We start from the raw sequence: 23,065 nt of genomic DNA on the forward strand, positions 1-23,065 counted from the left end.
ATGAACATGACGGCGTCCAACCCGGTCGAGCAGTGGGCGCTCCGCCTGCACGTCGTACTGGGCCTGGTCGCGCTGCTGGTCGCGCCCGCGGCAATGGTGGTCACGAAGGGCGGGTGGTGGCACCGTCTGTGGGGCCGCATCTTCGTCGGGTCGATGGTCGTCGTCCTCGCGGCGGCGGTGCCGCTTTCCTACTTCGCGAACGACCCATTCCTCTTCTGCATGTCGATCGTCGTCTCCTACCTGACGCTGTCGGGATATCGCATTCATGTTCGCAAGCGACGGAACTACCGGGCGACGGTCATCGATTGGGCGGGGGCGCTCGCGGCGGCCGCGGCCGGCGTCGTGGCCGTGCGCGTGGCTATTCGCGGTGACGGGTCCGACAGGGGTGTGGTGATGGTGGTGTTCGCCGCGCTGTTCTGGCTGCTTGCGTGGACGGATATCCGCGGGTTCATACGGCCGCCGCAGGAAAAACGGGAGTGGTGGTTCATCCATATGTCGAGGATGCTCGGCGCCTACCTCGGAGCCCTCACCGCCATCTCCGTCGTGCAGATGGGCTGGCTGCCCACGCCGGTGCGTTGGTTCTGGCCGACAGCACTCGGGGTGCCTGGGATCATGCTCTGGATGAGGTATTACAGGCACAAGTTCGCCCGTGCCGAGCGCCGGTCGGCGATCCCGATCACACCGGGACAGATCGCAAGCGGATAGCCTCGCCGCCGCGCCCGTGCTCGCCGGGCGGCGATGAGGCTGCTGCTCCCGACCTACCCAGGTTTCGCCCCCGTCGCGGGTCTTGAAGATACCGCGCGCGCGCTCGCGTAGAGCGTGGAGGGGTCCGAGCGGTCGACGGCGATGCGGATGATCTCGCTCTCGCGCGGCAGGCCCGAGGTGGCGAAGCCCCAGCTTCCGCCCCCGTCGACCGTCTTGAGGATCCCGTCGCCCGCGAATCCTCCCAGTGACTCGGTGGCGGTGTGGAGGACGGCGGGGTTCACCGGGTCGGGTCGATGGCGAGGGGCCCCATGCGCAAAGTTCCTCGGGGTCTCGAGGCCACCGTTGATGGCGAAGCTGCTCGCGCCGCGATCGGTCGTCTTCTCGAGCCCCGTGAGCGTGGCGCAGAGCGTGGACGGGCTCAGCGGGTCGATGGCGAGATCGCGGACTTTGCGTCCGAAGTTGGCCAAGGCCCACGTCGCACCCGCAAGGGATCCCGCTGCATGGGCTCGGAAGCCGCCCGACCTACGCGCTCCGCGCCCGCCGCGACCGGACGGCGGGCCGCCCGCCGCGCGCCCCGCCCTCGTCGAGCAGGTCCAGCAGCCGCCGCGCCGCCTCGGTCGGCGTGAGGCGCGCGCTCGCGATCGCCGTCTCCATCTCGGGGAGCAGGCGCTGCACGTCGTCGCGGGCGAGGAAGTGGCCCTTCAGGCCGTCGTCGATGATGGTCCAGAACCAGGCCCGCTGCTGCTCGCGCCGCTTGCGTGCGAGCTCGCCGCTCGCGCCGAGCCGGGCGCGGTGCTCCTCGACGATCGCCCAGACCTCGCCCATCCCCCGCCCCTCGAGGGCGCTCACCGTCGCCACCGGCGGGTCCCAGCCGGCGCTCGTGTGCCGGAAGAGATGCAGCGCGCTCCGGTACTGCGCCGCGGCCTGCTCGGCGGGCCGTAGGTTCCCGCCGTCGGCCTTGTTGATGGCCAGCGCGTCAGCCAGCTCGAGGATGCCCTTCTTTATGCCCTGGAGCTCGTCGCCCGCGCCCGCGAGCATGAGGACCAGGAAGAAATCGACCATCGAGGCGACCGCGAACTCGGACTGCCCGACCCCGACCGTCTCGACCAGCACGACGTCGTAGCCCGCCGCCTCGCAGACGAGGAGCGCCTCCCGCGTCCGCCGCGTCACCCCCCCCAGCGAGCCGGCCGCCGGGCTCGGGCGGATGAAGGCCTCGGGCGCGGCCGCGAGGCGCGGCATGCGCGTCTTGTCGCCCAGGATGCTGCCGCCCGAGAGCGCGCTCGACGGGTCGACGGCGAGGACGGCGACCTTCTTCCCGCGGCCGATCAGGTGGAGCCCGAACGCCTCGATGAAGGTGCTCTTCCCCACCCCCGGCACACCGCTCACGCCGACGCGGGCGGCGCGTCCCGTGTCGGAGAGCAGGAGCTCGAGGAGCCGCTGCGCCGCGCGCTGGTGATCGGCGCGCGTGCTCTCGACCAGCGTGATCGCCTTGGCGAGCGCGCGGCGGCTCCCCGCGCGCACGTCGGCGGCCAGCGTCTCGGGGCGGCTAGGCGCCGATGGCGGCATTCGCCGCCGCGCCTCCGCCGTCTCCGATCAGCTCGAGCACCCGCCGCGCGGCCCTGGGAATCTTCGTCCCCGGGCCGAAGATCGCCTTCACGCCGGCCTGCGCGAGGAAGGCGTGGTCCTGCGTCGGGATGATCCCGCCGCAGGTGACCACGATGTCGGCGGCGCCGAGCCGCGCGAGCTCCTGGATGAGCTGCGGCACGAGCGTCTTGTGGCCGCCCGACTGGGTCGAGATGCCAACCACGTGCACGTCGTTCTCGACCGCCTGGCGCGCGACCTCCTCGGGCGTCTGGAAGAGCATGCCGACGTCGACGTCGAAGCCCAGGTCGGCGAAGGCAGTGGCGATCAGCTTGGCGCCGCGGTCGTGGCCGTCCTGGCCGACCTTGGCGACCAGCATGCGGGGCCGCCGCCCGTGCTCGGCGGCGAAGCGCTCCACCTCGGCGCGCAGCGCGTTCCACTCCGCGTCGTCGGCGAGCTGGCCGCCGTAGACGCCCGAGACGGAGCGGATCTCGGCGTGGTAGCGGCCCCACACCCGCTCGAGCGCGCCCGAGATCTCGCCCACCGTGGCGCGCGCGCGGGCCGCGTCGATCGCGAGCGCGAGGAGGTTCCCCCCACCCGTCTCGGCGGCGCGCGTGAGCGCGTCGAGCCCGGCGCGCACCCGGGCCGGGTCGCGCGTCGCGCGGATGCGCGCGAGCCGCGCGACCTGGGCCTCGCGCACGGCGGTGTTGTCGATCTCGCGGATGTCGATGGGCAGCTCCGCGGCCGGCTGGAACTTGTTCACCCCGACGATCACCTCCTCGCCCCGGTCGATGCGCGCCTGCCGCCGCGCGGCCGTCTCCTCGATGCGGAGCTTGGGCATGCCCGCCTCGATCGCCTTCGTCATGCCGCCCATCGCCTCGACCTCCTCGATGATGCCGAGCGCCTTCTGGGCGAGCGCGTGGGTCAGGGACTCCATGAAGTAGGAGCCGCCCCACGGGTCGATCACCCGGGGGATGCCGGTCTCGAGCTGGAGGATCAGCTGCGTGTTGCGCGCCACGCGCGCCGAGGCGTCGGTCGGGAGTGCGATCGCTTCGTCGAAGGAGTTGGTGTGGAGGCTCTGGGTGCCGCCGAAGACGGCCGCCAGGGCCTCGATCGTGGTGCGGACGATGTTGTTGTGGGGGTCCTGCTCGGTGAGGCTCGCCCCCGAGGTCTGGCAGTGGGTGCGCAGCATGAGCGAGGACGGCCGCTGCGGGGCGAAGTGCTTCTTCACCAGCGTCGCCCAGAGGAGGCGCGCGGCGCGCAGCTTCGCCACCTCCATGAAGAAGCTCATCCCGATGGCGAAGAAGAACGACAGCCGCCCGGCGAACTCGTCGATATCGAGGCCGCGCGAGAGCGCGGCGCGCACGTACTCGAGGCCGTCGGCGATGGTGAAGGCGAGCTCGAGGTCGCACGTCGCCCCCGCCTCCTGCATGTGGTAGCCGGAGATCGAGATCGAGTTGAAGCGCGGCATCTCGCGCGCCGTGAAGGCGATGATGTCGGCCACGATCCGCATCGAGGGCGCGGGCGGGTAGATGTAGGTGTTGCGGACCATGAACTCCTTGAGAATGTCGTTCTGGATCGTCCCGGTGAGCTTGGGCCGCGGCACGCCCTGCTCCTCGCCAGCCACGATGAAGCTCGCGAGCACGGGGAGGACGGCGCCGTTCATGGTCATCGACACCGACATGCGGTCGAGCGGCACGCCGTCGAAGAGGATCTTCATGTCCTCGACGGAGTCGATCGCCACGCCCGCCTTCCCGACGTCGCCGACCACCCGCGGATGGTCGCTGTCGTAGCCGCGGTGGGTGGCAAGGTCGAAGGCGACGGAGAGGCCCATCTGCCCGGCGGCCAGGTTGGCGCGGTAGAAGGCGTTCGACTCCTCGGCGGTGGAGAAACCGGCATACTGGCGGATGGTCCACGGCTGCCCGGCGTACATGGTGGCGCGCGGGCCGCGGACGAAGGGGAAGATGCCGGGGAGGGTGTCGATGAAGTCGAGGCCCGCGACGTCGGCGCGCGTCCAGAGGGGCTTCACCTCGATGCCCTCGGGGGTCTGCCAGACGAGACGCGCGGGGTCGGCGCCACCGCCCTCCTTGCGCGCGAGCTCGGCCCACGCGGCGAGATCGGCAGGGTCGCTGCGCTCCGCCATGGCCCGTAACATGAGCCATTCCCGCGGATGGTTCAATTGGCGGATTGGGGCCCCAGCGTCACGAAGGTGCCGCTCGCCCCTGCGGCCCCCCCACGTCTCGTCGAGGTCGAAGGTGGCATGGGCGTTGCAAAATCCGCCGTCCATGATCACCGACACCCGCTCATGGCGGCGTCTCACGCCGGACACCATTGCCGAGCTCCCGGAGACGGGCGCGGTGTTCGAAGTGGCGAACCTCGTACGGACGGTGCAGTTCATCGGCCGCGCCGCGGGCAACCTGCGCGCGCGCGTGGCTGCGTACGTCAGCGAGGATCTGAAGCTTCGGCCGTGCCCAGGCGGTTACTACTTCCGCTACGAGCCGACCCCGCTCGAGGAAGAGACGCTCGACCAGCGCCTCGCCGCGTACCTGAACAGCCACAGCGGCATGCTCCCGCTGGGCAATGCCGGGCCCCCGCCGACCCTCCGGGTGGCTGCGCGCCGGGCGGCCTGAGCCGTCAGCTTTCGGGCAACCCCCGGCACAGATCTGTGCGGGCAACCCCCGGCTGACGGCGGCGAGCCGGGCGACCTCGCCGAGCCCGCCGCGCGCCGGCTACCAGGGGGGACTGGGTCTTGCCGGGCCAGCCGAGAGGCACGCCGGCGAGAGGAGCAAGGGCGGTGCCGCAGCCGCGGCGCCGTCGACTCGGGCTCCCCGGGGCGGGCCGCGCGCGTCCCGCCTGCGTGACGGGCAGGCGTCTGCCCGCGCGGCGGGCAACCTCAGCCAAGACGGGACAGGGCCCAGAGGAGGAGACCGTACGCCGCCGCGGCGCCCCCTATGCGGACGAGCACGCGGGCCCACCGCGGGAGCCAGCGCGCGCGGCGCCGGCGCCCGGCGCGGTTCGTGATCACCACGCTGTCCAGGTGCGCGAGCGCCTCGCGCAGCTCGAGAGCGCTCTCGGGGCGCCGCTCGGGCCGCCGCTCGAGCGCGTGCAGGACGACCTCCTCCAGGGCCGGCGGGATCTCCGGCCGGAGCTCGCGCAGCGGCACCGGGTCCTCCTCCAGCTTCGCATGCATGACCTCCGGCGCGCTGTCGCCCGACCAGGGCAGCTTTCCGGTCAGCATCTCGTAGAGGATGACCCCCAGGCTGTAGAGGTCGGTGCGCTCGTCACCGTGGCGCGCCCGGACCTGCTCCGGGGCCATGTACTCGGGCGTGCCCACGCTCGACGACAGCCCCGACCAGGTGAGGTCGCCGAGCGTGGCGTCGAAGGCGATCCCGAAGTCCATCAGCTTCACGCTGCCGTCGGCGGTCAGCATGATGTTCTCGGGCTTGAGATCGCGGTGCACGACGCCCTGGCCGTGGAGGTAGACCAGCGCGTCGGCGATCTTGATCCCCATCTCGACCGCGTCCGCGACCGGCAGGCGGCCCTCGCGGCGCAGCCGCTCGCGCAAGAGCTCTCCCTGCGCGTACTCCATGACCAGGTAAAGGCGGCTCTTCTGGCGCGGGCGGAGCACCTTGATGACCGCGGGGTGGGCGAGGCGCTGGCCGATCGCCTCCTCGCGCTCGAAGCGGCGGTGGAAGACCAGGTCGCTGGCGTACTCGAGGTGGGGCACCTTGAGCGCCACCGTGTGGCCGTTCTCGCGGTCGCGGGCGCGGAAGATGGTCGCCATCCCGCTACGCGCGATGACGTCCAGGAGCTCGTACTGATCGAGCGTCTCGCCGGGCGCGGGCTCCCCCATCGGGGCGCCCTTAGCCGGTCACCGGCCGAGGCGCCACCAGGGCCGGGGGGCGGCCGGCGGGCAGCTCACGATGGCCGCCACCTGGACGCTCAGGTTGTCCTCGCCGCCCTCCTCGCGCGCCCGCCGCACCAGGGCCCGGCAGGCGGCCTCCGGCGGGTGGGCCACGACCAGCTCCGCCACCTCCTCCTCGCGCACCGCGACGTGGACGCCATCGCTGCACTGCACAACCACGTCGCCGGGACGGATATCCATGCTGAGCACGTCGATGCCGACGATCAGCTCGCGCCCGAGGCAGCGGGTCAGCATGTTCCGCCGCGGATGGGTGCGCGCGTCCTCGGGCGAGAGGAGGCCGTACTGCATCTGCTCCCAGACCCAGGTGTGGTCCTTGGTGAGCTGCTCCAGCTTCCCGTCGCGCGAGAGGAAGAGGCGGCAGTCCCCGATGTGCGCCGCCACCAGCGTGCCTCCCACCACCGCGCTCGCGGTGAGGGTGGTCCCCATGCCGCGCAGCTCGGGCACCGCGAGCGCCTTGTTGTAGAGCTCGAGGTTGGCCTCCTGGACGGCGCGGCGGAGTCGCTTCGCCAGCGCCCAGTTTCCGGGCGCACGGTCCATCTCGCGCGCCAGCACCTCGAGGGCGAGCGCGCTCGCCACTTCGCCCGCGGCGTGCCCGCCGAGCCCGTCGGCCACCGCGAAGACGAGGCCATCCTCGTGCGGCCAGTGCCCGACCGCGTCCTCGTTCTGCTCACGGAGGCAGCCGACGTCGGTCAGCTGGAAGAATTCGATCTCGGGCATGAACGCCGCGGGCCGGCGACCACGAAGGCCGCCGGCCCGTTCCTCTCGCCCTCGTCCCGACTGCTCAGGCCGCGCGCGTCGGCGCTGCCAGGATGGCCCGGCCGGCGCGCCGGCTCGTCACCGCCACGTAGAGGAGGCTCAACAGCCCCCACGCGCCCGCGATGGCGAAGCAGATGTACGCCTCGTGCTGCGCATCCGCGTTGCCGATGATGTAGAGGTACAGGATCGCGCCCAGCATGGCGAGGTTCGCGATCAGGCCGAGCCCCGGGACGACGAGGTGTTTCAGCATGCTGAACTCCTTGCGGCCGGTGAACGCGATGATCGTCCACACGCAGGTGAGGCCGTAGAGGACGAAGGTGCCGAAGTTCGAGGCCAGCGTGATGCCCGTCAGGCCGACGACGGAGTACACGCCGACCCAAGCGATGAGGGTCGACACGACGACCAGCACCCAGATCGCCCGGTGTGGGGTCGCGAAGCGCCCGTGCATGGCGCCGAGGAGCTCCGGCATCTCCTTGTCCTGCGCCATCGCGTAGCTCACGCGCACGGCGGTGTTGAGGCAGCTGAGCGTCGTGCCGAGGATCGCGAGCCCGACCGTCACGGCGATCGAGATCATGAGCCCGAAGCCGATGCCGCCGAGGACGCTGTTACCGACCAGGATCGCCATGTCGCCGATCGGCGCGCTGGAGGCCGCGGCCGCGGCCATGCCGGTCACCGCCGCCTGGTTCGCGTCCGTGCCGGCCAGCTTCTCGCTCACCATGTAGCCGGCCGCGAAGTACTCGAACATGTAGGCGAAGAGGCCCTGGATGACGAGCGAGAGGATCACAGCCCGCGGGATGTTCTTCTTGGGATCCTTGGTCTCGGCGGCGAACGCGGTGCAGCTTTCGAAGCCGACGAGGATGAGGATCGCGATGGTCGACTGGATGAGAACGCCCGAGAGCGAGTGCGGCATGACCACGTCCCAGCCACCACCGAACGCCCACCCGGTCGCGTGCTCGGGATTGTTCAGGCGGTAGTAGATCGCGAGGCAGCTGAACAGGACGAGCGTCGTGAGCTGGACGACGTTGATGACCAGCGCCGTCATGGTGGAGCCGTTCACGCCGCGCATCGCGATGTAGCCGTTCAGGGCCGCGAAGAGGGCCGCGATGATGGCCAGGCTCGTCCACGAGAGCGTCGCGCCGGTCAACTGCTGGTAGACGTAGCCGATCAGCGTCGCCATAAAGGCGACCATGCAGCCCGGGTACACCCAGTAGAAGAGGTGTGCCGCCCAGCCCGTGACGAGCTTGGCGAGCCGGGCCCACTTGTGATGGGCCTGGTTTTCGCGGTCGAGGAAGGCTTTCTCGGCGAAGTAGTAGCAGCTCCCGAACCCGGCCTCCGGGTAGAGGCGGGCGAGCTGGGCGTAGGAGATCGCGGTCAGGAAGGCGAGGATCAGCGCGAAGGCGATCCCGGCCCAGATGTCGCTCGCCACCGAGCTGCCGTCGGGCGCGGTGGCCGCGGCCTGCAGCTGGTAGGTGATCCACAGAAACGCGCCCGGCGCGATCAGCGCCATCGCGTTCACGGTGACGCCGGTGAGCCCGAGCGTCGGCTTTACGGCTGGCTGTTCTGGCATGCTTGGTGCCCTCCCGCGGGGCGGTCAGAGCAACCCGCATGCCACGGCGCGTCGCGGCCGGAGCAACGAAACCAGTGGCCACCGCCTCGGAGCGTTGCCTCTTCCGCCCGCGCCGCGCAAAAAACGGGCAGCAGCCCGGATCAGCGCCGGGAGAGCCGCGGCGCCCGTGGAGTGGGGGTGGCAGCGACCACGCACTCCCCGTCGAAGGTGAGCACGCGGCCGTTTTCGAGCCGGATGCGCCAGCGCCCGGCGCCGGCCGCCTGGCGCACGCTCCCGCGCAGCACGAGGATCACCTCGAGGGTCTGGCCGCGCTCGGCCGCCTCGGCGAGCCGCGCGTCGAGCGTCGCGGGGGCCGCGTCGCGTGCGATCATGCGTGACCCGTGGCGACGCGCTGCCCGTAGCGGAGCCACCGGAGCAGGCGCCCCCACCACCGGGGCCGGGGCGGCTTGCGCCGCAAGGGCAGCACGATGATGGTCGCGCGGGCCGCCCGGCGGGCCGGTTCTTCAGGGCGCAGCATTGGCCATCCCATTGGGCAGGCTCCCGCCACACCCACTCAGGATCAGCTCGAGGCCGAGCGTGTTCACGCGAGGCCCCCCCGTCACACCGCAGCCGGACCCCGCTCGCCCGTCCGGATGCGAACCACCTCCTCAACCGGCGAGACGAAGATCTTCCCGTCGCCGATGCGGCCGGTGCGCGCACCCGCCACGATCGCCTCCACCGCCTTCGCCACGCACTCGTCCGGCACCAGAACGGAGACCTGCACCTTGGGCAGGAAGTCGACGACGTACTCGGCGCCCCCGTAGAGGTCGGTCTGCCCCTTCTGGCGGCCAAAGCCACGCACGTCGCCGACCGTGAGCCCCCGCACCCCCGCCTTCCCGAGCCGGTCCTTCACGTCATCGAGCTTGAAGGGCTTGATGACCGCCTCGATCCGCTTCACGCCGAGCATGGAAGCAAGACCCCGACCAGCCGGACGGCGCCGCGAACACGACGCTTCTCGCCCGGAGCACGTCCCGCTGCCCAACGCGCGGGCAGGCGGCTGCCCAGGGCGCGGGATGCGGGTCGGCGATCAGCACCCGGAGTCACACGAACCTGAGCCCGGTGCCGATCGTCCCGAAGACGTTCGGGTCGCGTTGACCATGGAAGCCGCGTTCCTCTAATCTGCTCCGAGGAGGACTCCCATGGCCCAGGGCGCATTCCTCGGCGAAGCCCCCGTCCGGCGGACGATCGAGGTGAGGAGCCCTGCGACGGGCGCCCGCCTGGCCGAGTACCCGGTCTCCGACCGCGAGACGGTGGCCGCGGCCGTGGCGCGGGCGCGCGACGCCCAGGCGCCGTGGGCGGCTCTCGGGTTCGCCGAACGGGCGCGCATCCTGCGCACGGTCCGCGACCGCTTCATCGACGGGAAGGACCGCATCTGCGACGTCGTCTCGGGCGAGACCGGGAAGCCCCGGCACGACGTCATCACCAACGAGCTCCTCTTCCTCTGCGACGCGATCGGCTTCTGGTCGAAGCGCGCCGAGAAGTACCTCGCCGACGAGCCCGCGCGGCCCCACCTCCTCAAGAACAAGCGCGTCTACGTGAGCTACGTGCCCTACGGGGTCGTCGGGATCATCGGGCCGTGGAACTTCCCCTTCAATCTCACCATCGGCGAGGCGATCCCGGCGCTCATGGCGGGGAACGCGGTCGTCCTGAAGCCGTCGGAGGTGACGCCGGGGAGCGCCGTGCTCGGCGCCGAGCTGGCCCGGGCCGCGGGCCTCCCGCCGGACGTGCTCCAGGTCGTGACCGGCTACGGCGACACCGGGCAACACCTGATCGAGCTCGCCGACATGATCTGCTTCACGGGCAGCGTGGCGACCGGCCGCAAGGTCGCCGAGCGCTGCGGGCAGCTGCTCAAGCCCGTCACCCTCGAGCTCGGCGGCAAGGATCCTATGATCGTGCTCCGCGACGCGGATCTGGAGCGCGCCTCGAGCGCGTGCGTGTACGGCGGCCTGGTGAACGCCGGGCAGGTCTGCATCTCGGTCGAGCGCGTCTACGTCGAGGGGCCGGTATACGACGCCTTCGTCCAGAAGGTGGTGGCGAAGGTACGCCAGGTCCGCCAGGGCCCGCCCGACGCGGGCGTGGTCGAGGTCGGCTCCATGACCTTCCCGCCGCAGATCGACAAGGTCGAGCGCCACGTGCAGGACGCGGTCGCGCGGGGCGCGCAGGTGCTGACCGGCGGCCGGCGTCGCACCGACCTGCCGGGTCTCTACTTCGAGCCCACGGTGCTGGTCGACGTCGACCACGACATGGAGGTCATGCGCGACGAGACCTTCGGCCCGGTCATCCCGATCATGAAGGTGCGCGACGAGGAGGAGGCGATCCGCCTCGCCAACGAGTCGCGCTACGGCCTCGACGCCAGCGTGTGGACCAGGGACCTCGCGCGCGGCGCGCGCGTCGCCCGCCGCGTGCAGTCGGGCGCGGTGTGCGTGAACGACGTGCTCGTCAACTACGCCGTCACCGAGGTCCCGATGGGCGGCTGGAAGGAGAGCGGCATCGGCTACCGCCACGGCCCGGGCGGCATCCGCAAGTTCTGCGCGCAGCAGAGCGTGGTCATCGACCGCTTCGGCACGAAGTCCGAGATCAACTGGTGGCCGATGACGCCGCGGAAGGCGAAGCTCTTCCGGCGAGCGCTCAACTTCTTCGGATCGGGCTGGCGGCGGAAGCTGCGCGGGGCGTAGGCCCGTTCTGCCCGGCGGCCGCGGCCCCGGCGGTGCAGGGATGAACGGCCGGCGGCGCAAGCGTCATCTTCCCGTCCGTCGGGCACGTTCGGCCGCGCGCGCCGGCGCACAGCAGGCGCCGGACCGGCCGTCCCCTCGAGGGATGAGACCGCCCGGGAAATCAGGTGACCGCCTCGCTCGCCGCGCCGGTGAGATGACGCGCAGAAGTCGGTAGCCGTTCGGCGCATGGGCGAGAATCCCTGGCGGCACGGGGCTCTTTCCCCGAAGCGCCGCGTTGCCGGGCGGGGTCCCATCGACTGCCACGTCGGCACGGCGCCTGCTCATGCGGGGACGAGGAGACCGGCCACGTCTCACGCGCGCGCCCGGCGCGGGGGGCGGAAGGGATGACAACGGGTAGAGGAGGGCCGTATGGTGATGGGTTCAGGAGCAGAACCGGCCTCGATCGATCTGGGCGATGCGATGCTCGCGCCCGAGCCGACGCTCGACGGCCTCCTGGTTCTGCTCGTCGATGACGACGCGGACACGCGGGAGGCCATTTCCGCGGTGCTCAAGGAGTGCGGAGCGGAGGTCAGCGCGTTCGCCTGCGCACCCGAAGCCCTCGCGGCGCTCCGGCGCGAGATACCCGACGTCCTGGTGAGCGACATCGCGATGCCCGGCATGGACGGTCACCTGCTCATGCGCCGGATACGCGAGCTCGCTGCGGAGCGCGGGGGGAGCATCCCCGCGATCGCGCTCACGGCATACGCTTCGCCGGCGGACCGCACGCTGGCGCTCCTGGCCGGCTACCAGGTGTTCCTGCCGAAGCCATTCGATCCCGCGGAGCTCGTCGCGCTGGTGGCGAAGCTCGCCGGCGTCATGCCCGGCGCCTGAGCGGATCGGACGCCGGGGCTGGTCCTCCGCCCCCGGCGCAATAGGAGTCTGTCCGAGTAGTCATGGTGAGCGAGGCGAACGAGCCGGGGAGCGAGAGCGGCAAGCGCAGCGACGACCGACGAGGTGCGGCGCGCGGGACGCGCGCCGGGAGTTGGTCGCCGCAGGAGGGAGGAGCGAGCAGCCATCTGGCAGCGCGGCTGCCGCCGCGCTCCCCCGGATCGTTCGCCGCAGCCGCCATGACTACTCGGACAGCCTCCTAGGGATGCGCCGCCGGCCGCGCGGCGCGCCGGCCTACCAGGCCACCCGCTCGTCGATCAGCCGTGCGATCTCCTCCTCCGTCATGCCCAGCACCTCGCGCAGCACGAGCGCGGTGTGCTCGCCGAGCGCCGGCGCCGCCCAGCGGAGCTTCCCCGGCGTCGCCTCGAGCCTCAGCGCGTGGCCCTCGTAGGGCGCCGGCGGGCGCGCCGGGTGCTCGAGCCACTGGAAAAAGCGCCAGCCGGCGAGCGCCGAGTCGGCGTGCAGGTCGAGCGCGCTCTCGACGACCCCGGCCGCGATCCCGGCCGCCTGCAGCCGGCCCGCGAGCTCGCCGGCATCGTGGGAGCGCGTCGCCTCGGCCACCAGCGCGTCCAGCGCCTCGGCGTTGGCGAGGCGCGCCGCGTGCGACGCGAAGCGCGCATCCGCGAGCCAGGCGGGCCGCGCGAGCGCGGCGCACAGCGCGCGCCACTCCCCGTCGCCCTGCACGCCGAGCACGATCCACCGCTCGTCGCCCGCGCACGGGTAGGCGCCGTGCGGCGCCGCGTGGTCGCTGCGGTTCCCCGCGCGCGTCGCGATCCGGCCCGTCAGCTCGTAGTCGAGGAGCGCGGGGGCGAGGAAGTGGAGCGCGGCCTCGACCTGCGACACGTCGACGTGCTGGCCCTCGCCCGTCCGCCGCTGGTGATCGACGGCCGCGAGGAGCGCGGTCGCCGCGAGGCGCGGGACGACGTAGTCGGTGTACGCCCCGTAGGGCGGTGCGGGCGGGCGGTCCGCCCAGCCCGCGATCTCGTAGAAGCCCGAGAGCGCCGCCGCGAGCTGCCCGAAGCCCGGGAACTCGGCGTGCGGTCCGGTCTGCCCCTGGAGGCAGGTGCTGAGCATGACCAGGCGCGGGTTCAGTCGCCGGAGGTCCTCGTAGGCGAGGCCGAACGCGCGCATCACGTGCGGCGTGTAGCTCTCGACCAGGACGTCGGCCCAGACGGCGAGCCGCCGCGCGATGTCGCGCGCCGCAGGCGTGGACAGGTCGAGCGCGATGCCGAGCTTCGAGGTGTTGTAGCTGGCATAGAACTGACTCCGCTCGATGCCGGGCTTGCCCTCATGCCACGGCGGGCCCAGGCGGACGACGTCGTAGCGCGCACGCGACTCGACGCGGACGACGGTCGCACCGTGGTCGGCCAGGTACTTCACCGTGATCGGGCCGACGCCGGCCCAGGAGAAGTCGAGGACCTTCAGGTCGGCGAGCGGAAGCGAGGGGTCGGTCGGCAGCGCCATGGGTCAAATGATGCCCGCGCGCCGGAGCGCGTCCACGTCGTAGCCGCAGAGCTCGCCCCAGACGCGCGGGTTGTGTTCCCCGGGCTCCGGCGGCCGGCGCGGCTCGGCCAGCGGCGTGGCCGAGAGCCGCGCGAACGGCCCCGGGTAGCGGACACGCCGCCCGAGCACGCCGTCCTCGACGGGCCGGAAATACTCCCGGAAGGCGAGCTGCGGATCGGCCGCGATGTCCCCGACGGTCGCGACCGGCGCCACGAGGATGCGGCGCTGCACGCCCTCGCGGTAGACCTCCGCCTTGGTGCGGGTGCGAAGGAAGGCTTCGACCGCCTCCTCGATGCGCACCATCTCGGCCTGCACCGCAGGCGAGGCCTCCATCGCCCAGCCCGGCTCCCACTGCTCCCACGGCCAGTCGCGGAGCCAGGCGGGCAGCCTGCCGTGCTCGTCCATCCAGCGCATGAGCGCGCGCGTCGAGGGCGCGCCTTGCGCGCCCATCAAGAGCAGGCTCACGTGGCCGTCCGCGCATGGGAAGACCATCCGCCGCCGCACGCCGCGCGAGCCGACGAAGGGGCCGCTGCGGCGGAGGTGGTCGCCGTGGAGGACGGGAAACGCCTGCGCGTTCATGAGCGTCCACACCATCGCCGCCTGCGCGTTCACCACCACGTGCTGGCCGCGCCCGCTGCGCCCGCGGGCGAGGTGGGCGAGCAGCGTGCCGACCGCGGCCTCGGCGCCCGCGTGACAGAACGCCTGCCAGAGCGGCAGGCGGAGCGGTGGCCGGTCCTCGTCGCCGCACAGGTACATGGAGCCGCCCATGGCCGCGATCACGATGTCGTCGGCGTGGAGCGCGCGGCCGGGCGGGCGGTCGCCGAAGGCCGTCACGCTGGTGTGTACGAGCGCCGGCCGCTCGGCGGCGGTCTCGGCGACGAGGCGCGCCTCGGCCGAGTCGGGCGGGAACGAGTCGAGGACGAAGTCGACGCGCGCGGCCAGATCGGCCAGCACGCGCGGCGCCTCCGCGTGTTCCAGCGCGAGCGTCGCGCCGAGCTTCCCGGCGTTCATCGCGTGCCAGTAGAGGCCGTGCTCGCGTCCGTCGGGCGCCCGGTAACGCGGCCCGAGCGCGCGCCCGGGGTCGCCCCCCGGCGGCTCGACCTTGATCACCAGGGCACCCAGGTCGGCGAGCAGCCGGCCGCAGAGGTAGCCGAGCGCGTCGGTCAGATCGAGCGCACGCAGGCCGGCGAGCGGCGGGGGCATCATGTCGCGCTATCCGAGGGCCGGCAGGCGGGGCACGAACGGGATCAGGATCTCCGCCGCGATGAGCAGGATGATGATCCACTCGAGCACCTCGGTCCGGCGGTTCGCGGCCTGATCGGCGAGCTTCTGGTAGATGCTCTCCAGGGTCTGGAGCTTGCGGAGGATGCTCGCGTCCCACTCGGCCAGGTGGAAGCGCTCCGAGACCAGGCGATAGACGCGCGCCAGGTACTGGTCGCCGAGCAGCTTGAGGGCGTTGTTGACGCCCTCGAAGAGGATGGCGTTGTCGACCTGCAGCTGGCCTACCCGGCGGAGGTCGGCGCGCGACGAGCCCAGCAGCCAGAGGCCGTAGCGGCGGCGCGAGAGCGTCTCGTACGACTCGTCGAGCGCGTCGTCGAGCTGCTGGTCGAGGAAGCGCATCTCGAGCAGCTCGACGTTGGCGAACTCGAGCACGGTGCGCACGTCCTCGGCGTCCCGGTCGACGATCAGGGCCGCCTCCCAGTCGATGAGGGTCACGTCCTCCACGCCGAACGAGATGCGATGCGCGAGCGCGTCGCTCACCTCCTGGTCGGAGAGCACCGCGCGCTCCGCGCGCAGGATCTGCGCCACCTCCCGGGCATGGGTCGTGATCAGCGCGGCGGGCGCACACGGCGGAGAGGAGGCGGCGATCTCGAAGATCACGTAGGTCTCGACGAAATCCGCCAGCCCGGCGCGCGTCACCGCGGGGGCGATGGCCGCGAGCAGGTGCTCGACCCAACGGCGCGAGTCGGCGAGGAGCACGTCGCTCTCGTACAGTTCCTCGGCGAGCGTGACCAGGCGCGCGAGCGGGCCCTCGAGCGGGATCTGGTAGGTGACCGACACCGCGCCGAAGTCGTAGAGCACGGCGTCGACGGAGGGCGTCGTGCGGAAGGCGCCGACCGCGAGCGCCTCCCCTTCCTGCGTCACGCGCAGCGGAGCCGGTCGGTACTCGAAGTAGCGCGGCGCGCGATGCTTGTGGCGGATGGCCGCCCGCTGCGTCATCGCCGTGATCCGACGCTCCGACTCGTCGAGGTCGATCGCGAGCCCGGCATCGTAGGCGAAGAGGGCGTAGCAGACCCCCTCCTCCACCACCGGCTCGGCCTGTGCCTCGGGACGCGCCACGGGCCGTCAGCTGTGCCGGCCGGCGGCCGGCCGGTCAACCCCGGCGACGGGAACGAGCGTCAGCGCCTTCTCCACGATCTCGCGCGCCGCGTGCGGCCGGGCGAGCCGCCGGGCGTTCTCGCGCATCGCCGCGGTGCGCGCCGGGTCATCGAGCAGGCGGTCGATCTTGTAGCCGAGCACGGGCAGGTTGTTGCAGCGGATCGCCGCCCCCTGCTCGAGCAGGTGGTCCGAGTTCCGCTCCTCCTGGCCCGGGATGGGGTTGACGATGACGAGCACGAGCTGCTTCGCGAGCGCCTCGCTCGTGGTGAGCCCGCCGGGCTTCCCGACCAGGATGTCGGCCGCCGACATGTACTCGTCCATCTCCGTCGTGTAGCCGACGACGGCGAGCGCGTTCGGTTCCCCGGCGCGCTCGGCGGCGAGCGCGCCGAGCCGCTGCCGGAGCTCCTCGTTGCGCCCGCAGACGACCACGATCTGCGCGGGATGGCGCAGCCCGAGGAGGCTCGCGACGGCGTGCTCGATCGGTCCGACGCCGAAGCCGCCCGCCGAGAGGAGCACGATCGTCCGGTCGGCGAGGAGCCCGAGCTTCTGCCGCATCGCGTGCTTGTCCTTCGCCTCCGCGAACACCGGATCGATCGGGATGCCGCTCACGGTCACCTTGCCGGCGGGGATGCCGAGCCGCACCAGGTGCTCGCGCGTCTCGTCGATCGCCACGAAATAGTGCTCGAAATGATGGCACAGCCACATCGCGTGCACGTCGAAGTCGGTGACGACGATCGCCTGCGGGCACGCGAGCCGCGCCTTGGCCTTGAGCCACGAGATGATCTCGGCGGGCAGGAAGTGGGTGCACAGGACGAGGTCCGGCCGCTGCCTCTCGAGCATGCGCACGAACGGGCGCGTGTTGAGCTTGTCCCAGGCGAGGCGGCGCCGCTCCTTCTCCCACGGCGTGTCGAGCCGATCGTAGAGCCAGCCGAGCACGTCGGGCGCGCGCTCCACCAGCTCGATGTAGGCCTTCGAGTAGAGGGTGCGGAAGACCTTGTTGGTGAACTGGAGCGCGTCGACGTGGTGCACCTGGTAGGGGGCGCCCAGCTGGACGAAGGCGCGCTCCAGCGCCTGCGCGGCGCGGACGTGACCCGCGCCCGCGGAGGCCGACAGGATGAGGGCCTTGCCCGGCACCGGCGCATTGTCGCCGGGAGCGATGCGGTCGTCGAGCGGGCGCGAAGGGAGCGAGAGCCGGGGGGGCAACGCTAGTGCGTCAGCCGGCCGACGGCGGCCGCCGGCTGGTCGTCGTGGGCGACCGCCAGCGCGTCGGGGAGGCGCACCCGGAACTCGCTCCCCACCCCGGGCTGGCTCTCGACCGTGACCTCGCCGCCGAGCAGACGCACGCAGCGCTGCACGAGGGTGAGCCCGATGCCGAGGCCGAGGCCGTCGTGGCACCGCGTGCCCGAGCTGTCGCCCGGCGCGAAGAGCTCGCTCACGCGCTCGGGCGGGATGCCCACCCCGGTGTCGCGCACCGCGAGCACGGCGGAGCCCCGCTCCTCGCCCGCGCGCACCACCACCGTCACCTCCCCCGCGCTGGTGAACTTGAAGGCATTGGAGAGGAGGTGGAAGAGCAGGCGGCGCAGGAGCGCTTCGTCGACGCCCATGATCGCGGCCTCGGGCGCGATGGCCATGCGGAGCGGGACCCGCTCCCCCTCGAGCGGCCGGGGCAGCTCCGCCATCACCACCTCGACCAGGGCCGCGGTGTGGACCTGATCGCGGCAGATCGGCACACGGTCCGCCTCGAGCTGCACGAAGAACAGGATGTCGTCGATCAGGGTGTTCAGGCTGCGCGTGTTGCTGAGCACGCGGTCCAGGAGCGTCGCCTGCTCGCCGCTCAGCGTGCCCGCGGCGCCGTCGCGCACCAGCGCCGTGTAGCCGAGGATCGCGTTGAGCGGCGTGCGCAGCTCGTGCGAGACGGTGCCGAGGAACTCGCGCTTGACGCGGTTCGAGTGGATGAGCCCTTGCGTCAGGGCGCGGATGTTCTCCTCGTGCCCGCGGAGACTCTGCTGCTGATCGGGGAGCGCGCGGCGCCCGACCCCGAGCTCGCCCTCCAGGTCGGCGCACAGCGCGACCACCGACGCGCGCATGCGCGCGACGGTGAGCACCTGGCCGACGATATCCGCGAGCAGGGAGAGCGCGCGGTCGCGCGTGAAGGCTTGCGCCGGCGACGCCAGGGAATGGAGCAGGAGCGCGCCGCCCGGCTCGCCGCTCACGGCGAAGGGGAGGACGAAAAAGCCCTCGCCGGCGAGCTCTCCCGGCGAGACCGCGTCGAAGCCCCCATCCGTCCGGCGCCGAAAGCAGGTCGGGCTCATGCCCGGCTTGAGCAGGCGCGCGAGCGCGAGCCAGCCCGACTCGCCGAGTCCGCCGCACGGGCCGCCCAGGCGCTGCGCCTGCGTCGCGAACCCGGTCAGCGTCAGGTCGCCCCGGGGCTCCTCGCACAGCGCGACGGCGCACGTCTCGAGGGCGAGCTGCTGTACGAGCGCCTCGGCGATCTCCTGCCCGCACTGCCTGACCGCGGGCCCGCGCGCGAGCAGGTCGAGCAGGACCTTGATCGTGGAGAGGTACGCGACGGCATCGTCGCGCTGCTCCTCGACCTGGGCGAGTGCCTCGCGGATGTGATCGTTCCAGCGCTCCCTCGCCATGCGGCTCACGCCTCGAGCTGGCCCAGCGCCGCGAGCTCGTCGCCCTCGCGCAGCTGGCGCACCACGTCGTCCCACACCGCGGGCGTGACGCCGTGCTCGCGGCTCCGGTCGAGGAGTGCGGTCGCCTGCGAGTCCATCACGCCGGTGGCGAGATCGGTCCACGCGACCAGGCGGTCGGCGACGGCGAGGAGCCCGGGCACCCCGGGGCGTGCGTCGGCCGCATGGTGCGCGCGCACGGCCTCGACGATCGTGGGCGGGAGGCTCCACGCCTCGAGGATCCAGCCGCCGACCTCGGCGTGGTCAACGCCCAGGCCGGTGGCCTCCTTGCGCTCGATCGCCCCGGCCTCGCCCGCGTCGCCGACGACCCGCCAGTATTCCTCGCGGAAGCGCATCGCGAGGACGAGCCGCCCGACGTCGTGGAGCACGCCGGCCGTGAAGGCCTCGTCCGGGTCGCCGGCGCGCAGCCGCGCAGCCAGGGTCTTGGCCGCCACCCCGACCGCCAGCGCATGCGCCCAGAGCTCCTCCGGCCGGCTCTGCGCCATGCCGGTCCCGAGCGTGTCCCACACCTTCACCCCGAGTGCCAGGTTGCGGACGGTCGAGAGACCGAGCAGCGCGACGGCGCGCGGGATGGTCGAGACCCGCCGGCTCTGGCCGAAGAAGGCGCTGTTGGCCAGCCGAAGCATCTTCCCGGTGAGCGCCTGATCGTGCTCGATGAGCGCGATCAGCTCCCTGCCGCTGGCGCTCTCCGACTCGGCGAGGTGGAGGATCCTGGCCAGCACGGTGGGGAGGGTGGGAAGGTTCTTCCGCGTCACCACGTCCGCCCGGAACTGCTGCATCGCCTGCTCGTCCATCCCCACCCCCTCGCGTCCCCCCGGCACGCGCCGTGTCGTCCGTGCCCGCCCGTTTCCACGGGGAGTATCGGCGCTGCGGGCGAAAACTTGAGGGGACGTGGGACGATCGGACCTCCGCTACGGCAGCGCCGCCACCGCCCGCAGCGGCCCGCCGCTGCCGCCTGCGATCTTCATCGGCAGCCCGATGAACGTTGCACCCCGCGGCGGCAGCGCCGCGATGCCGGCCAGGTTCTCGAAGATGGGCACGTTGGCGTTGGTGAGCGCGCGATGGGCGCGGAAGTCCGGGGAAGTGGAGGTGCGCGGTGTCGCCGGGCGCCGCGCTGCCGAGGTAGCGCGCCCGGTCGTCCCAGAAGCGGTCCCAGCCGGTGCGGACGAGAACGACCGCGCCGTCCGGGATCCGTCCGCTCCCGCGCTCGCAAGCCTCCAGGTCGGCGCGCTCGAGGAGCGCGTCGGGGTCGCGCGTGGCCTTGTCGCTCACGTCCACCACCACCGCGGGGCCGACCAGCCGGTCGAGGGGGATCTCGTCCGCCGTCCAGCGGCCCGCGGCGAAGTGGATGGGGGCGTCCAGGTGTGTGCCGCCGTGCTCGGCGGCCGAGAAGTTGTTGGCGGCGTACCACCAGCCGCCCTCGGTCACCCCGTGCGCCACTGGCTCGAGCGTGAAGGGCTTGGCCGTCGGCCAGTAGATCGTCCGGGCGTCGAAGGGATGGGTCAGGTCGACCAGCCGGGCGCCGGCCAAGTCGAGGGCCGTCACCGGTGCCGCCAGGGCGACCGCCAGCGCCACGAGCATCATCATGTCCCACCTCCGGGTTGCCGCTTCGTCGGCATGCGGTCTATTATCCGGGCGTTTCATGGCGCGCTCCCCCGTCGAGGGTCCAGAGCAGCTCTTCCACTTCACGCCGGCGGCGCGTGCGGCGTTCCCGCGCACGCGGCGCGGCGCGGAGCCCGGGGAGAAGCTCCTCATCACCGGCATCGCGGGCGGCCTCGGACGCCTCATCGCCAGGCGCCTCGGCGACTACTTCAGGGTCGCCGGAGTCGATCGCAGCCCGTGGGAGGGCTTCCCGCCCAACGTCAGCATGCACGTCGTCGATCTCCGCAAGCGGAAGTTCGAGGACGTGTTTCGCATCGAGCGGCCCGACGCGCTCGTGCACCACGCCTTCGTGCGCCACTTCCGCTCCGACCCGCGCGTGCGTCACGAGGTGAACGTCCTCGGGACGAAGCGCGTGCTCGAGTATGCGATCGCGTACGGCGTCAAGCGGGTGGTCGTGCTGTCGAGCTCGTACGTCTACGGCGCGCTGCCCGACAACCCCTTCTACATGAACGAGGATTTCCCGCTCAACGTGAGCCGGACCTACCCCGAGGTGCGCGACCTGGCCGAAGTGGACACGCTCGCCACCGCCTTCCTCTGGCAGCACCCCGAGGTGACCACCGCCATCCTCCGCCCCGTCAACACGCTCGGCTACTACACGAACAGCGCCATCCGCCGCTACCTCTCGCAGCGCTGGGTCCCCACCATCATGGGCTTCAACCCGATGTGGCAGTTCATCCACGAGGAGGACGTGGCCGAGGCGGTAGCGCTCGCGCTGCAGAGCGGCACGCACGGCGTGTTCAACGTCGCCGGCCCCGGGGCCGTGCCCCTGAAGGTCGCGATCCGCGAGACGGGCGGCACCGCGGTCCCGCTCCCCGAGCCGGTCGCGCGCGCGGTCTTCGGCCGCCTCTTCCGGCTCGGGCTCTACCACACGCCGCCGGGCGCGATCGACTTCCTCAAGTACCCGTGCGTGCTCGACGGCGAGGCCTTCCAGCGTGCCGCTGGCTTCACGCCCCTCTTCAGCCTCGAGGACACCTTCGCGAGCGTGCGCCACTGATGGTGCTCGCACCGATCGTCTCGCTCTCGCGCGCCGTCACGGACGCGCTGCCACGCTCGATCCACGCCCTTCAGCACGAGATCGACGAGCGCATGCTGCGCATCCCGACGCGGCTCAACGCCTACGGCTACGACCCCTGGGGCTTCCACCCCGACTCCGCGCGCCGCAGCATGCTCATCACCGCCCTCCTCTACCACTACTGGTTCCGGGTCGAGACGCACAGCATCGACCGCATCCCCCGCGGGCGCGTCCTGCTCATCAGCAACCATGCCGGGCAGATCGCGCTCGACGCGGCCATGATCGTGGTCGCCTGCTTCTTCGAGGCGGAGCCGCCGCGCGTGGTCCGCGGCATGGGGGAGTACTGGCTCCCGACCGTGCCCTGGCTGAACGAGCTCATGGTGCGCACCGGCTCCGTGGTCGGCACGCGCAAGAACGCGATCGATCTCCTCAAGAACGAGGAGGCGGTGATCTCCTTCCCCGAGGGCATCCGGGGCATGAACAAGCTCATCTGGGAGCGCTACCAGCTGCAGGAGTTCGGCCAGGGCTTCATGCGCCTCGCGCTCGAGACCGACACGCCGATCGTGCCCATCGCGGTGGTCGGCTCCGAGGAGCAGGCGATCGCGATCGCCAACGCGAAGCCCCTGGCGCGCCTGCTCGGCATGCCGGCCTTCCCGGTGACCGTCACCTTCCCGTGGCTCGGCCTCCTCGGGGTCCTCCCCTTCCCCGTCAAGTACCGCATCTACTTCGGCGAGCCGATGCGGTTCACGGGGAACCCGAGCGACGAGGACGACGTGATCGGCGAGAAGGTGGAGCAGGTGAAGGCGCGGATCGCCACCATGCTGGCCGACGGCCTCGCGGCGCGGCGCTCGCTCTTCTGGTAGGAGGCGGAGCGTTCACCTGAGACGAGTCGGTCTCGCGCTTCTTCTCCTTCCCCTGCTCGCTATCGCCGGCGTCACGTTGCTCCTACCGCTTCCGTTCCTGAAGGAGGGCTGCGACCTCGAGGAGCTGCCGCTCTTCGCCAGCGTGGCCACGGGCATTGGGGTCCTTGCCGCAGTATGGTGGCTCGTCACGTGGGGCGCGCCCGTGTTCCGCACGCTTGGCTTGGTCATCCTCGCACTGCCGCTCTCGGTGCATCTCCTGCTCGTCGTGACGCTCAGCAAGAACTGGCTGACGGCCCGTGCGGAGGCCAGCCGCGCACGCATCGTCTCGCTGCGCGAGAGCCCGATCCGCTGGCCGCGGATCGACGACCCGGTCGGTCTGCGGCTCGACATCGAGCTGGAGCATACGATGTCACCACGGGGCATCCTCTATCCCCCGCAGGTGCGCATGGACGGCCCGGAAGTGCCGTCTCCGAAGGGATACTTCGGGACGAGGGGACGTTCCGCGCTCGGCGTCTCCCCGTGGCGCCAATCGGACGCGGCGCCGCCACCCTCCCCCGCGCGGCTCGTGTACGAGCTGTACCCGCCCGCCGTCATGTTGCTCTCCGCGGGCGAGTGGATTTGCCTCGAGGAATCGCCGATCTTGGACGTGCCGTGCACGGACGGCGGCTATCATCTCGGCGCGATCTGGTTCGCCGCGAGAGCGGCGGGTGCATCCGTCGATCTGAGCGAGCTCCTCACCGGCGCGCTTCGTGAAGCGAGCTCCTTCGAGGGT

20 protein-coding genes and 1 pseudogene are annotated in these 23,065 nt (G+C 71.9%); 6 read left to right on the forward strand and 15 right to left on the reverse strand.

Translation table 11 applies throughout. The features are described from left to right. Positions 1-758 precede the first annotated feature (758 nt). The 3 genes from E6J59_02735 to scpA are packed head-to-tail and all read right to left on the reverse strand — an operon-like array spanning position 759 to position 4,429. Positions 759-1,172, reverse strand: coding sequence for a hypothetical protein (locus E6J59_02735; GenBank protein ID TMB23003.1), 414 nt, complete (start codon positions 1,170-1,172; stop codon positions 759-761). Between the two features lie 55 nt (positions 1,173-1,227). Beyond that, positions 1,228-2,271, reverse strand: coding sequence for a methylmalonyl Co-A mutase-associated GTPase MeaB (gene meaB / locus E6J59_02740; protein ID TMB23004.1), 1,044 nt, complete (start codon positions 2,269-2,271; stop codon positions 1,228-1,230). Next, entirely contained in the window at positions 2,252-4,429 is a 2,178-nt protein-coding gene (gene scpA / locus E6J59_02745) for a methylmalonyl-CoA mutase (GenBank protein TMB23020.1), read from the reverse strand. The genes meaB and scpA overlap by 20 nt, the downstream gene beginning before the upstream one ends. Positions 4,430-4,571: 142 nt before the next feature. On the opposite strand from scpA, the gene E6J59_02750 reads away from it, so the two are divergent. Further along, complete coding sequence (locus E6J59_02750) at positions 4,572-4,916, forward strand: hypothetical protein (protein ID TMB23005.1); 345 nt, start codon at positions 4,572-4,574, stop codon at positions 4,914-4,916. Positions 4,917-5,179: 263 nt separating this feature from the next. Here E6J59_02750 and E6J59_02755 read toward each other — a convergent pair whose 3' ends face one another. The 5 genes from E6J59_02755 to E6J59_02775 all read right to left on the reverse strand — a co-directional run bounded on the left by E6J59_02755 (position 5,180) and on the right by E6J59_02775 (position 9,471). Continuing rightward, positions 5,180-6,139, reverse strand: coding sequence for a serine/threonine protein kinase (locus tag E6J59_02755; GenBank protein ID TMB23006.1), 960 nt, complete (start codon positions 6,137-6,139; stop codon positions 5,180-5,182). 18 nt (positions 6,140-6,157) lie between these two features. Then, positions 6,158-6,928: a serine/threonine-protein phosphatase gene (locus E6J59_02760; GenBank protein ID TMB23007.1), complete on the reverse strand. Its 771-nt coding sequence runs from the start codon at positions 6,926-6,928 to the stop codon at positions 6,158-6,160. 64 nt (positions 6,929-6,992) lie between these two features. Next, entirely contained in the window at positions 6,993-8,534 is a 1,542-nt protein-coding gene (locus E6J59_02765; GenBank protein ID TMB23008.1) for an APC family permease, read from the reverse strand. Between the two features lie 140 nt (positions 8,535-8,674). Continuing rightward, positions 8,675-8,905, reverse strand: coding sequence for a hypothetical protein (locus E6J59_02770; GenBank protein TMB23009.1), 231 nt, complete (start codon positions 8,903-8,905; stop codon positions 8,675-8,677). A 227-nt stretch (positions 8,906-9,132) separates the two neighbouring features. After that, positions 9,133-9,471 (reverse strand): P-II family nitrogen regulator, encoded by a 339-nt coding sequence (locus E6J59_02775; protein ID TMB23021.1) that lies wholly within the window; start codon positions 9,469-9,471, stop codon positions 9,133-9,135. A gap of 241 nt (positions 9,472-9,712) precedes the next feature. Here E6J59_02775 and E6J59_02780 point away from each other — a divergent pair, with 241 nt between their 5' ends. After that, positions 9,713-11,248 (forward strand): aldehyde dehydrogenase family protein, encoded by a 1,536-nt coding sequence (locus tag E6J59_02780; GenBank protein ID TMB23010.1) that lies wholly within the window; start codon positions 9,713-9,715, stop codon positions 11,246-11,248. A gap of 408 nt (positions 11,249-11,656) precedes the next feature. After that, on the forward strand, positions 11,657-12,118 hold the full coding sequence (locus E6J59_02785; GenBank protein TMB23011.1) for a response regulator: 462 nt from the start codon (positions 11,657-11,659) through the stop codon (positions 12,116-12,118). Between the two features lie 291 nt (positions 12,119-12,409). Here E6J59_02785 and E6J59_02790 read toward each other — a convergent pair whose 3' ends face one another. The 7 genes and pseudogenes from E6J59_02790 to E6J59_02820 form a co-directional block, all read right to left on the reverse strand. Beyond that, the gene (locus E6J59_02790; GenBank protein TMB23012.1) at positions 12,410-13,639 is read right to left on the reverse strand and encodes a CoA transferase; all 1,230 of its coding nucleotides are present in this window, start codon (positions 13,637-13,639) and stop codon (positions 12,410-12,412) included. 3 nt (positions 13,640-13,642) lie between these two features. Then, positions 13,643-14,884 carry a hypothetical protein gene (locus E6J59_02795; GenBank protein TMB23013.1) on the reverse strand — a complete coding sequence of 414 codons (1,242 nt, stop codon included), beginning with the start codon at positions 14,882-14,884 and terminating at the stop codon, positions 13,643-13,645. Positions 14,885-14,890: 6 nt separating this feature from the next. Next, positions 14,891-16,018 (reverse strand): hypothetical protein, encoded by a 1,128-nt coding sequence (locus E6J59_02800; protein ID TMB23014.1) that lies wholly within the window; start codon positions 16,016-16,018, stop codon positions 14,891-14,893. 6 nt (positions 16,019-16,024) lie between these two features. Beyond that, a complete protein-coding gene (locus E6J59_02805) occupies positions 16,025-17,191 on the reverse strand; it encodes a glycosyltransferase (protein ID TMB23022.1) in 1,167 nt (388 codons plus the stop codon). A 71-nt stretch (positions 17,192-17,262) separates the two neighbouring features. Beyond that, a complete protein-coding gene (locus E6J59_02810) occupies positions 17,263-18,699 on the reverse strand; it encodes a HAMP domain-containing histidine kinase (GenBank protein TMB23015.1) in 1,437 nt (478 codons plus the stop codon). Between the two features lie 5 nt (positions 18,700-18,704). Further along, positions 18,705-19,550: an HDOD domain-containing protein gene (locus E6J59_02815; GenBank protein ID TMB23016.1), complete on the reverse strand. Its 846-nt coding sequence runs from the start codon at positions 19,548-19,550 to the stop codon at positions 18,705-18,707. A gap of 117 nt (positions 19,551-19,667) precedes the next feature. Further along, a pseudogene (locus E6J59_02820) lies at positions 19,668-20,400 on the reverse strand (cyclase family protein). Between E6J59_02820 and E6J59_02825 the strand changes: the two are divergent. From E6J59_02825 to E6J59_02835, 3 genes are all read left to right on the forward strand, one after another. Further along, positions 20,342-21,412: an SDR family oxidoreductase gene (locus E6J59_02825; protein TMB23017.1), complete on the forward strand. Its 1,071-nt coding sequence runs from the start codon at positions 20,342-20,344 to the stop codon at positions 21,410-21,412. The pseudogene E6J59_02820 and the gene E6J59_02825 overlap by 59 nt on opposite strands. Further along, entirely contained in the window at positions 21,412-22,293 is an 882-nt protein-coding gene (locus tag E6J59_02830; GenBank protein TMB23018.1) for an acyltransferase family protein, read from the forward strand. The genes E6J59_02825 and E6J59_02830 overlap by 1 nt, the downstream gene beginning before the upstream one ends. Before the next feature lie 76 nt (positions 22,294-22,369). Further along, positions 22,370-23,065: hypothetical protein (locus tag E6J59_02835; GenBank protein TMB23019.1), on the forward strand; the 696-nt coding region annotated here is incomplete at its 3' end.

It is taken from the genome of Deltaproteobacteria bacterium, from assembly GCA_005879795.1.
Lineage (GTDB): Bacteria > Desulfobacterota > Binatia > DP-6 > DP-6 > DP-6.